This window comes from Muricoccus roseus (assembly GCF_900141905.1).
Classification (GTDB): domain Bacteria; phylum Pseudomonadota; class Alphaproteobacteria; order Acetobacterales; family Acetobacteraceae; genus Roseomonas; species Roseomonas rosea.
In genome coordinates this window covers 1-10,818 of sequence record NZ_FQZF01000016.1, presented here as the reverse complement: position 1 = coordinate 10,818, position 10,818 = coordinate 1, and the positions used below count along the sequence as shown (strand labels likewise).

The 10,818-nt window shown below is 70.0% G+C and carries 11 protein-coding genes; 2 read left to right on the top strand and 9 right to left on the bottom strand.

Translation table 11 applies throughout. The features are described from left to right. Positions 1-14: 14 nt before the first annotated feature. Positions 15-1,334, top strand: coding sequence for an alpha/beta hydrolase (locus BUB97_RS14130; protein WP_073135830.1), 1,320 nt, complete (start codon positions 15-17; stop codon positions 1,332-1,334). Positions 1,335-1,416: 82 nt separating this feature from the next. On the opposite strand, the gene clpA is transcribed toward BUB97_RS14130, so the two are convergent. The 4 genes from clpA to BUB97_RS25870 form a co-directional block, all read right to left on the bottom strand. Further along, positions 1,417-3,807: an ATP-dependent Clp protease ATP-binding subunit ClpA gene (clpA, locus tag BUB97_RS14125; RefSeq protein ID WP_073135828.1), complete on the bottom strand. Its 2,391-nt coding sequence runs from the start codon at positions 3,805-3,807 to the stop codon at positions 1,417-1,419. A 192-nt stretch (positions 3,808-3,999) separates the two neighbouring features. Then, a complete protein-coding gene (clpS, locus tag BUB97_RS14120) occupies positions 4,000-4,392 on the bottom strand; it encodes an ATP-dependent Clp protease adapter ClpS (protein ID WP_245818306.1) in 393 nt (130 codons plus the stop codon). A 333-nt stretch (positions 4,393-4,725) separates the two neighbouring features. Beyond that, positions 4,726-5,256: a phasin family protein gene (locus tag BUB97_RS14115; RefSeq protein ID WP_073135824.1), complete on the bottom strand. Its 531-nt coding sequence runs from the start codon at positions 5,254-5,256 to the stop codon at positions 4,726-4,728. Then, positions 5,246-5,512: a hypothetical protein gene (locus BUB97_RS25870; protein ID WP_139281347.1), complete on the bottom strand. Its 267-nt coding sequence runs from the start codon at positions 5,510-5,512 to the stop codon at positions 5,246-5,248. Before BUB97_RS25870 ends, BUB97_RS14115 begins: the two co-directional genes overlap by 11 nt. Before the next feature lie 63 nt (positions 5,513-5,575). Between BUB97_RS25870 and BUB97_RS14110 the strand changes: the two genes are divergently transcribed. Further along, positions 5,576-6,823: a D-alanyl-D-alanine carboxypeptidase family protein gene (locus BUB97_RS14110; protein WP_073135823.1), complete on the top strand. Its 1,248-nt coding sequence runs from the start codon at positions 5,576-5,578 to the stop codon at positions 6,821-6,823. Between the two features lie 58 nt (positions 6,824-6,881). On the opposite strand, the gene BUB97_RS14105 is transcribed toward BUB97_RS14110, so the two are convergent. The 5 genes from BUB97_RS14105 to BUB97_RS14085 form a co-directional block, all read right to left on the bottom strand. Further along, positions 6,882-7,988 carry a DSD1 family PLP-dependent enzyme gene (locus BUB97_RS14105; protein ID WP_073135821.1) on the bottom strand — a complete coding sequence of 369 codons (1,107 nt, stop codon included), beginning with the start codon at positions 7,986-7,988 and terminating at the stop codon, positions 6,882-6,884. A 62-nt stretch (positions 7,989-8,050) separates the two neighbouring features. After that, the gene (locus BUB97_RS14100; protein WP_073135819.1) at positions 8,051-8,647 is read right to left on the bottom strand and encodes a histidine phosphatase family protein; all 597 of its coding nucleotides are present in this window, start codon (positions 8,645-8,647) and stop codon (positions 8,051-8,053) included. A gap of 48 nt (positions 8,648-8,695) precedes the next feature. Further along, on the bottom strand, positions 8,696-9,022 hold the full coding sequence (locus BUB97_RS26240; protein ID WP_277614033.1) for a gamma-glutamylcyclotransferase family protein: 327 nt from the start codon (positions 9,020-9,022) through the stop codon (positions 8,696-8,698). Further along, entirely contained in the window at positions 9,022-10,434 is a 1,413-nt protein-coding gene (gene pgmG / locus BUB97_RS14090) for a phosphoglucomutase/phosphomannomutase PgmG (RefSeq protein ID WP_073135815.1), read from the bottom strand. Before pgmG ends, BUB97_RS26240 begins: the two co-directional genes overlap by 1 nt. Positions 10,435-10,470: 36 nt before the next feature. Further along, positions 10,471-10,818, bottom strand: a 348-nt coding sequence (locus BUB97_RS14085) for a UDP binding domain-containing protein (protein WP_245818305.1), incomplete at its 5' end; no start/stop codon positions are given.

Sequence of the window (10,818 nt, the reverse complement as noted above, 5' to 3'; positions counted from 1 at the left end):
GCGTTGTCCCCCGGATGATCCCGCGCCGCCTTCTGCTCTCCCTGCCGCTGGTGGCCACCGCCTGCTCTCCATTTGACCTTGCGAACGGGCTGACACCCGCCGGCGGCACTCGCGTATCCGCCGGGCTGCCCTACGGGGCCGGGGACCGGGCGCGCTACGACCTCTACACCCCCGAAGGCGCCGCACCGGACGCGCCGCTTCTCATCTTCTTCTATGGCGGCGGCTGGCGCGCCGGCGAACGGGCCGACTATGCCTTCGCCGCGCGCTCGCTCGCCTCGCTCGGCGTGCTGGTCGCGGTGCCGGACTATCGCCTGTTCCCGGAGGTGCGCTGGCCGGCCTTCGTCGAGGATGGCGCCGCCGCCGTGAGGGCCATTCGCGCCGGAGAGGGAAAGGGGCGCTTCGTCTTCCTCATCGGCCATTCGGCCGGAGCCTTCATCGCCCTTGCCCTCGCGACCGATCCTCGGTGGCTGGGCGATGGGCGGGCTACCCTGGCCGGCGCCATCGGCCTGGCCGGGCCCTACGCGTTCGGGCCTGAGGACGACCCGCGCGGCATCTTCACGTCAGCCCCGGAGGGTCATGCCCGCGTGGCGCCGGCTGACCCGCTGGCGATCCGGGGAGCGCCACCTCTCCTGCTGCTACAGGGGGAGGCCGACCACACCGTCCGGCCCGCCCAGGCCACGCGCTTCGCGAGCCTTGCCAGCGCGCAGGGCGTGTCCGTCACTACCCGGCTCTATCCCGGGCTCGGCCATGTGGGGATCGGCGCGGCCCTGGCGCCGCCTCTGCGCGCCCTGGGCTTGGAAGGCGCGCCGGTGCTCGACGACATCCGGCGCTGGCTGGAGACGCGGCGCGCCGCGCACTCAACCGGTCTCGATCCGGAGGGCCTTCTTGTCCGTCCAGCCGATCTCGGGCCGGGCAGTCAAACGGCCCTTCGCACCCTTTCCGGTCACGACCTCGAAGGGGTCCTCGCCCGGATTCGCGCGCATCCAGGCATCGATCGCCTCCAGCGCCGCGAAGGTGGTTTCGCCATTCACTCCATAAACCGTGCCGTTGCGCTCGAACCAGGCGACTGGCTTCCCGGGCACGCCCATCGCGCCATCCAGCCGCTCCCAATACGGATTGGCCTCGCGGCGTGGGAAGGCGAAACGGTCGAGGAAGGTCCGGAAATCCGGGAGGACGATGGGGCGGCCATCCCTGGCTTCCCCGCCATCCCCGTCCGCATCAATCCCCATCGGATCGATGCTGCCGCCGCGTCCGCCGAGACGACGGCGCGCAAGAGTAAGGACGGCGGCCAGGACCAGCATGCCGATAATAATCAGACCAAGGGGCCCCAGTAAGGCTCCGAGACGTCCCCCCATTCGCCGACCTCTACGCCAAGTTCATGAACGCGTTGCTATAGAGCCCCGGAGGGGCGGCGGGTCAACCCGCCGCCTCCGGCTCGCGCTCGGCCTCGCCGTCGCCATCGGAACCACCCTCGCTGCCACCCTGGCCCTCCTCGGGCTTGGGCAGCGCCGGTGGCGGCGCCTCGGCGATGTCGAAGGTCAGGGCGTCGTCCTTCAGCCCCACCTTCACCGCGCCACCCTTCACCAGCTTGCCGAAGAGCAGCTCCTCGGCCAGCGGCTTCTTGATGTACTCCTGGATCACGCGGGCCAGCGGCCGCGCGCCATAGAGGCGGTCATAGCCCTTCTCCGCCAGCCACTCCTTGGCGGCCGAGGACAGCTCGATCGTCACGTTCCGGTCCGCGAGCTGGGCCTCCAGCTGCATCACGAACTTCTCGACGACGTTGCCCACGATCTCCGGGGACAGATTGGCGAAGGGCACCACCGCATCCAGGCGGTTGCGGAACTCGGGCGTGAACATCCGGTTGATCGCCTCGGTGTCCTCACCCACCCGCTGCACGGCACCGAAGCCGATGGCGGGCTTGGCCATGTCCGCCGCGCCGGCATTGGTGGTCATGATGAGGATGACGTTGCGGAAGTCGACCGTCTTGCCGTTGTGGTCCGTCAGCTTCCCGTGGTCCATCACCTGCAGCAGGATGTTGTAGAGATCCTGGTGCGCCTTCTCGATCTCATCGAGCAGGAGCACGGCATGCGGGTGCTGGTCGATGCTGTCGGTCAGCAGGCCACCCTGGTCGAAGCCCACATAGCCCGGGGGCGCGCCGATCAGCCGGCTGATGCTGTGCCGCTCCATGTACTCGGACATGTCGAAGCGGATCAGCTCGATGCCGAGCGTCTTGGCGAGCTGCTTGGCCACCTCCGTCTTGCCGACGCCCGTGGGGCCGGAGAAGAGATAGTTGCCGATCGGCTTCTCCGGGTCGCGCAGCCCGGCCCGGGCCAGCTTGATCGCGGCCGAAAGGGCCTCGATCGCCTTGTCCTGGCCGAACACCATCGACTTCAGGTCGCGCTCCAGGCTCTTGAGCGTCTCCTTGTCGTCGGTGGACACGGACTTGGGTGGGATCCGCGCGATCTTGGCGACGATGTTTTCCACGTCCTGGAGGGTCACGGTCTTGCGCCGCTTGCCCTCCGGCAGAAGCATGCGGGAGGCGCCGACCTCGTCGATCACGTCGATCGCCTTGTCCGGCAGCTTCCGGTCATGGATGTACTTGGCCGAGAGCTCCACCGCGGCGCGGATCGCCTCCGGCGTGTACTTGACCTTGTGGTGCTTCTCGTAATTCGTCTTCAGCCCGGTGAGGATCTTCACCGCATCCTCGACGCTCGGCTCGTTGACGTCGATCTTCTGGAAGCGCCGGACGAGCGCCCGGTCCTTCTCGAAGTGCTGCCGGTACTCCTTGTAGGTGGTGGAGCCGATGCAGCGCAGCGTGCCCTGGGCAAGCGCCGGCTTCAGCAGGTTCGACGCATCCATCGCACCGCCCGAGGTCGCACCGGCGCCAATCACCGTGTGGATCTCGTCGATGAAGAGGATGGCGCCGGGCTGCTGCTCCAGCTCGTTCACCACGGCCTTCAGCCGCTCCTCGAAGTCACCGCGATAGCGCGTGCCGGCCAGCAGGCTGCCCATGTCCAGCGCGTAGATCGTGGACTTGAGCAGGACCTCGGGCACGTCCTCCTCGATGATCCGCTTGGCCAGGCCCTCGGCGATGGCAGTCTTGCCCACGCCCGGGTCGCCCACATAGAGCGGGTTGTTCTTGGTGCGGCGGCAGAGGATCTGGATTGTGCGCTCGATCTCCTCGGCGCGCCCGATCAGCGGGTCGATCTTGCCCTGGCCAGCCTTCTTGTTGAGGTTGACGCAGTAGTTCGACAGCGCGTCGCCGCCGCGCTTGGCGCCGCCCTCGCGGCGCTCCTCATTGCCGCGGCCCTCATCCTGGCCCTCGCCATCCTTGCCCGCATTGCCCTGCACGGGGCGGGTCTGGCTGCGGCCCGGGGCCTTGGCGATGCCGTGGGAGATGAAATTCACCGCGTCCAGCCGGGTCATGTCCTGCAGCTGCAGGAAGTAGACCGCATGGCTCTCGCGCTCGCTGAACAGGGCCACCAGCACATTGGCGCCGGTCACCTCATCGCGCCCGGACGACTGGACGTGGATCGCCGCGCGCTGGACCACCCGCTGGAAGCCGGCGGTCGGCTTCGGGTCGCCCCCGCGGTCGGTCACCAGCCCGGCCAGGTCCTTGTCCAGGAACTCGGCCAGGTCACGCTTCAGCTTGTCCACATCCACGCCGCAGGCGCGGAGAACGGTCGTCGCATCCGTGTCTTCGGCCAGGCTGAGCAGCAGGTGCTCGAGCGTGGCGTATTCGTGCCGGCGCTCGCTGGCCAGGCCAAGGGCGCGGTGGAGCGTCTGTTCAAGGTTACGGGACAGCATAATCGACGCTCCCCTATCTCATCGGCCGCCGGGATCTCCCGGCAGGGCGTCCCCCTGGACGCCAAGCTTGGGGCGGCCGCAACTCGGTAGTCTGAAGTCTATATTGTGACCCATTCCCCGAACGCCGAGGGGATAGGTCGGTTACGCGGTGTTTCAGCCTAAGGTCCGGAAGCTCGCCGGCCTCTTGCCGAATCAGTCCTTCTCGATCGTGCACTGCAGAGGGTGCTGGTTCTGGCGCGCCAGGTCCATGACCTGGGTTACCTTGGTCTCCGCAACCTCATAGGTGAAGACCCCGCAGACGCCGACGCCGCGGCGGTGGACATGCAGCATGATGCGGGTCGCCTCGTCCCGGTTCTTCTGGAAGAAGCGCTCCAGCACATGCACGACGAACTCCATCGGCGTGTAGTCGTCGTTCAGCATCAGGACCTTGTACATGGTCGGCTTGCGCGTCCGAGGACGCGCCTTGACCACGACGCCCGTCGCCGGGCCGCCCCCATCGGTTCCGTTGCCGCCGTCTCCCGGCGGCCCCGCCGGGCGGGAGGGCCCCTTATCCTTGTCGGGATCCTCGGGGGTGTTGCCCGTCATGCCGCCCGGGCGCCTGTCCTGCTCTGTCATCGCCCCGCCATGGTCTCACGGATGGCCGGCTTGCCAAGGGCTGGCCGTCTCCGCCGCGCTTCAATTGTGGTGGAAGGATATCGGATCGCATCGCACGAGGTGAAGTCTCTCGCCACGCGCGGATATGGGGCGCCCGAGCACGCCTTGCCAGAGGGCAGGGGCGGGCGAAGCGGATGCCGGAACGCCAAGGGCCCCGCCCACCGGCCCGGAAGGGCAGGCGGGCAGGGCCCAGGGAGTGGTCCGGAGAGCAATCCGGGAAGCGGTCCGGCCGCCAGGGTCATCCCCCGGAGGCCGTTTCCGGCATTAGGCCGCGATCGGCTTGGTCGCGCGCTCGATCGCCAGGGACACGCGCTGGGTCACGGGGGTGGCGACCTGCTCGGCCAGCTTCAGCGAGGCCTCCTGCAGCTTCGCCGTCTCGGACATCATGCGGTCAACCGTGCCGCGCGCATAGCTGGCCTGGATCTCGGCCACTTCCTTGAGGCTCTTCACGCCAGCCATGGCGCGGGCGCCCTCGAGCGCGTGGTCGGTCAGGGACTGGGCGAAGGCGAAGGCCTGGCGGCCCAGGTCCTGCGTGCCCATCATCCAGGTCTGCGCCACCTGGGCCAGGGTCTCGGCGTTCCCGCGGGAGAACTCGGCGAAGTCCTGCGCAGCCTTGAAGCTGCCCTCGGCAGCCTTGGTCGCCTGCTCCATGCCGCGCTCCATGGCGGTGCGGAGCTGGGCGGTGCCGGCATCGGCGAAGCCGGTGGTCTTGGCGGCGACGGTCTCGGCGGTGGTGGCCGCGGTGCTCACGGTCTCGGCCGCGAGGCGGGCAACCTTGGGGGATTCATTGGCCATGGGGGGCATCTCCTGGAAGTCCGATGAGGCAGGCCATGATTGTCACCATGGCATTGCTGCGCTGCAACATGGAGGTTGTAGCGATCGCAACGAAGCCCGGTCCACAAGTTTTTTGCAGCGCAGCATGAAAAATCTTCCATCCGCGCGAAACTTTCGGCCCCACCCCCAAAAATGCTGCAATAACTGAATCGTAGGGAAATTCCCTGCAACTTGCGATGGACAGGCGCAGCCAAGGCCCCTTATCGTCGGCCTGCATGGCTGGGGGGCTGTGCGCAACGGCATTTCCGCGGGGGCGGAGCCGGCTAGAGGGGGATGCTACATGGCGAATGCTTTGGCGGCCTGGTGCGGCCGGCGGCGCGAGGGCGTGCGGGCGCTGGCCAAGCGGGCTGGCTGGGCGGCCGCCCTGGTGCCCGCCCTGCTGGCAGCCCATCCCGCCGCTGCCCAGATCGGCAGCGACCGCTACGCCTCCTTCGTCATGGATGGCCGGACCGGCCAGTCGCTGGGCGGCGCCAATGCCGATGCCCCGCGCTACCCGGCCTCGCTGACCAAGATGATGACCCTCTACATGCTGTTTGAGGCGATGCGCGAAGGCCGCGTCACCATGAACAGCCGCATCTACATCAGCGAGGAGGCGAACAGCCGCCAGCCCTCCAAGCTCGGCGTTCCGCCCGGCATGACCATCCCGGTCGAGGTCGCGATCTACGCGCTGACGATGAAGTCGGCCAATGACGTGGCGGTCGCGGTCGGCGAGGCCCTGGCCGGCAGCGAGGAGCGCTTCGCCCAGGTGATGACGCAGAAGGCGCGTCAGCTCGGCATGACCAACACCACCTTCCGCAACGCCTCCGGCCTGCCCGACTGGGACCAGACGACGACGGCGCGCGACATGGCGACGCTCGGCCGCCGCCTCTTCCTCGATTTCCCGGAGCGCTGGCACTACTTCGGCAACTCCACCATCCGCGCCGGCAACTACGCCTTCCGCAGCCACAACCGCATGATCGGCGAGTATGAAGGCGTGGACGGGGTGAAGACCGGCTTCATCAACGCCTCTGGCTTCAACAACGTCGTCTCCGCCCAGCGCCAGGGCCAGCGCGTCTTCGTCTCCGTCTTCGGAGGCTCCTCTTGGGTGGAGCGGGACCGCCATGCGGCCCTGCTGCTCGATGACGGCTTCGCCCGGTTGGGCGTGCAGCCCCCGGCCCGCGTGCCGGATGCGGCGATGGCCATGGCGCGGGCGCCCTCTGTGCTCGGCCGCGCCCGTGCCGCGACGATCGAGGCGGCGGCGCCGGCCCGCTCCAACATCCGCCAGGTCTCGCTGCGCGTGGCCCGGCCGGCGGCGGCGCGTCCCCAGGCGGCCGCGGCGCGCGGCCGTGCCGCGGCGGCCCCTGTGGCGCGCGTCGGCACCCGGGCCGGCGCGGCCCGCGCCGCCAGCACGCGCCGCGTGATGGAGCAGGGCGATGGCGGGCGGATGGTCCGCGTCTCGGCCCCCCGCGGCACGACATCCCGCGTGGCGGCGCCGCGCCGCGCGCCCGTTGCCGCCACCGCGCCGCGCGGGAAGCAGGCCCGGCGCTAGGCCGCGCCTCCATCGGATCACTCTGGAAAGGGACCGGCTCGCCGGTCCCTTTTTTCGTTCAGGCCATCCCGCCGCGGGCGGAAACAGGCCAGAGGCATTCCACCCGGCCCTTCCGGACGCCGACATACCAGTCGTAGCGGTCCACCGTCGGGTCGCAATGGCCCGGCACCAGTCGCAGCCTCTCCCCCAGCTTCGGCTGCGCGCCGCCCTCCACCACGAGCGAGCCGTGCTCGTCCGAGGCGCCGACATAGCGGATGCCCGGCCGGTCCCAGACCAGCGGAAGGCCGGAATCCACCGCCACGGCCTTGTGCCCGGCATCCAGCACCGCCATCCCGTCGCGCGGGGCCGACATCACCTGCGACAGAACGAACAGGCTCTGCCGGAAGGCGGGCGGCTGCCCGTTGGCCGCGTAGTCGGCATCCATGAAGGCGTAGGAGCCGGCTTGGATCTCGGTCCAGAGCCCCGCCTCCAGCTCCAGCTCATAGGTGCCGGTCCCTGCGCCGCCGACGATGGGGCAGGGCAACCCGCGCTGGGTCAGCTGCTCGATCGTTCGCCGCACCCCCTCCGCGGCGAAGGAAATGGCAGCGCGCCGCTCCTCGATGCTGCGCTTGTGCTGCGCGCTGCCGTGATAGGCCTGGAGCCCGCCGAAGGTTAGATGCGGCGAGGCGGCGATCCGCTCGGCCAGCGCCACCGCCTCCGGCCCGGGCGGGACGCCGCAGCGGCCCGCGCCGACATCGATCTCGACCAGCACCTCCATCCGCGTCCCGGCCGCCTCGGCCACCGCGGAGATCGTGTCTATCCCCGCCGCGTCGTCGGCGCAGACCGCGACCTTGGCGATGCCGGAAAGGGCCGCCAGCCGCCGCAGCTTCCGCGCATCCACCACCTGGTTGGAGACGAGGATGTCGGGCACCCCGCCCCAGGCCAGCGCCTCCGCCTCGGCCACCTTCTGCACGCATTGCCCGACCGCGCCGCGCCGGATCTGCTGAAGGGCGATCACCGCGGACTTATGCGTCTTCGCATGGGCGCGCAGCCTGGCGCCGGTGCCGGCCAGCCGCGCCGCCATGGCGTCCAGATTGGCCTCGAAGGCATCGAGGTCGAGCAGGAGGGCCGGGGTATCGACCTCTTCCTCGCGCATGCCGGGCTCGGCGGGGGGCGGTTGCAGCATCGGCTCACTCCGTGGTCGCGGGGAGTCTACCGGGCCTGGCCCTGGCCGTCAGGGGGCGCCCGTCACCGCGCCGCCTCGATCAGCGCCTCCGCCCGGACGATGCCGAGGAAGCGCCATCGCCCGTCCTCCGGCCGGAACAGGGCGAGGCTGCCCTCCGGGAACTCCGCCTGGGCCAGGGAGCGCCCAAGGATCATCCCCAGGGGGACGATATGCCCGACCAGCACCCGGTTGCCGCCGCGCGCCGGCTGGGCCAGCAGTCGCGAAACCTCCGCCGCGTCCTGCCGCGCATCCCCCCGCGTGTAGTCGTCCGCGATCAGCGCCGGGTGAATCCCGGCCTCCCCGAAGGCCAGCCGGGCGGTGTCCTGCGCCCGGAAGACCTCGCTGGTGAGCACCTCCCGCACGGGAATCCCGAGACGCCGGAAGGCCGCGCCCAGCGCGCGCGCCATCGCCTCACCGGCCCGGCTGAGGTTGCGCTGCCCCGCCCGGTCCTCCAGCCGGCCCGTATCGGCCTGGCTCCGGTCGGTCGTCGCATGGCGCATGTAGAGGTTCAGCCCGCCGGCCCGCAGGAGCGGCAGGGCTTCGTCAGGCCGCAGCAGGGCAGGGGCCTGGGCGGCAGCCGGGGTGGCGGCCATTAGCAGGAGAAGGGAACGGCGGCGCATGGCGCCATCCTGGGGCAGCCCCGCGGCACCGCAAGCGGGGTGGCCGATTCAGGGCCGCGCCATGAACCGCGGCACGATCCAGGCCCGGGCCCGCACGGCGCCGCGCGCCCCGTGCACGCGCACCGGCACCAACCGGTAGCAGGCGCCCTCATAGCGCTTCAGCGCCGCCATGGCGTCCGGCGAAGGGCGGATCAGCATCCCGTCCAGCTCGGCGCCGGGGCAGGGAAGCAGCGTGGGGTAGGGGGTGCCGCGCAGCATCCCCCGCGTGAAGCCCGGCAGACGGGCCGGGCGCATGGCCCTGGGCAGCCGGGGGTCGCCGGACCGGCGCGCGAGGATGCGCCGGTCCAGCAGGGTTCCGTAGAGGAAGACCGGGATCAGTGCCCCGCATTCTCCCCGGAGAAGTCCGGCGCCGCGAGGCCGCTGGCTTCCAGCTGGCGCGCAATGCCCGCCTTCAGACGCTCCAGCCCCTCGGCGCTCTTCGCCTCGGCCCGGGCCACCAGCACCGCCTGGGTGTTGGAGGCACGCAGCAGCCACCAGCCGTCCTCGGTCAGCACGCGCACGCCATCCACGTCCTGCACCTTCGCGCCCTCGGCGGCCAGGCGGTCCTTCACCTCCTGGACGACGACGAACTTGCGCTCCTCGGCGCAGTTGAAGCGCAGCTCCGGGGTGTTGATCACCTTCGGCATCGCGTCCCGCACCTGGGACAGCGTCTCGCTCATGCGCGCGACGATGCCGAGCAGGCGAACGGCGGAGTAAGGGGCATCGTCGAAGCCGTACCACTTGTCCGCGAAGAAGATGTGGCCGGACATCTCACCCGCCAGCGGCGCGCCCGTCTCCGCCATCTTGGACTTGATGAGCGAGTGGCCGGTCTTCCACATCAGCGGCACGCCGCCGGCCTTGGCCACCTCGTCGAACAGCACCTGGCTCGCCTTCACATCGGCGATAATCGTGCCGCCCGGCTTGCTCTTCAGCACGTCGCGCGCAAGCACGACGAGGAGCTGGTCGCCGAAGAGGATGTTGCCCTCATTGTCCACCACGCCGATGCGGTCCGCATCGCCGTCGAAGGCGATGCCGAGATCGGCACCCTGGCGCGCCACCTCGGCGATGATCTGCTCGAGGTTCTTCGCCACCGTCGGGTCGGGATGGTGGGCCGGGAAGTTGCCGTCGATCTCGCCGTTGATGACGACGTGCCTGCCGGGCAGGCGGCCGGCCAGCATCTTCGTGATCTCGGCGCCCGAGCCGTTGCCCGGGTCCCATACCACCGTCAGCTGGCGGTCGCCGCCGTCATAATCCTGCAGCAGGCGGGCGACATAGTCCTCGGCGATGTCGACGGTGCGGGAGGAGCCCTGCTTCTCCTCCACCACGTCGCCCCCGGCCGCCATCTGGCCCAGGGTCTGGATGTCGGCGCCGAAGAAGGGCTTCTTGCCGATCATGGACTTGAAGCCGTTGTAGTCCGGCGGGTTGTGGCTGCCCGTCACCATCACGGCGCCATCCGTGCCGAAGTGATAGGCGGCGAAATAGAGCATCGGCGTCGGCCCGCAGCCGATGCGGATCACCTCCATGCCCGAGGCCATGAGGCCGGCGACCAGCCGCTCCTCCAGCATGGGGGAGGAGAGGCGGCCGTCATAGCCGACGGCTACCTTCGTCCCGCCCTTGCGGGAGACGATGGAGCCGAAGACCCGGCCGATGGCGAAGGCATCCTCGCCCGAGAGGGTTTTCCCGACGACGCCGCGAATGTCGTATTCGCGAAGGCTGGTCGGGTCGAAGCGGTGGCTGAAGCTCGGCATGGGGGGCGTCTCTTGGCGTGGGTGGCGCAGGGCCGCTCAGGGGCGGCCGATGGATTGGTACTGGAATCCGGCCTCACGGAAGGCCTGTGGGTCCCAGGCGTTGCGGAGGTCGAGGACGGTGTTGCCGGCCATGGTGGCTTTGAGCCGCTCGGGCGAGAGGGCACGGAACTCGTTCCACTCGGTCAGCAGCACGAGGGCATCGGCGCCGTCCGCGGCATCGAGCGCGCTTTCGGCGAAATGCGTGGCGGCCGGCATGAGCTGGCGCGCATGGGAGGGCTGGGGGTCGTAGGCGCGGATGATAGCCCCGGCCTGGGCCAGCTTGGGCACGACGACGAGGGAGGGCGCGTCGCGCATGTCGTCCGTCTCGGGCTTGAAGGTCAGGCC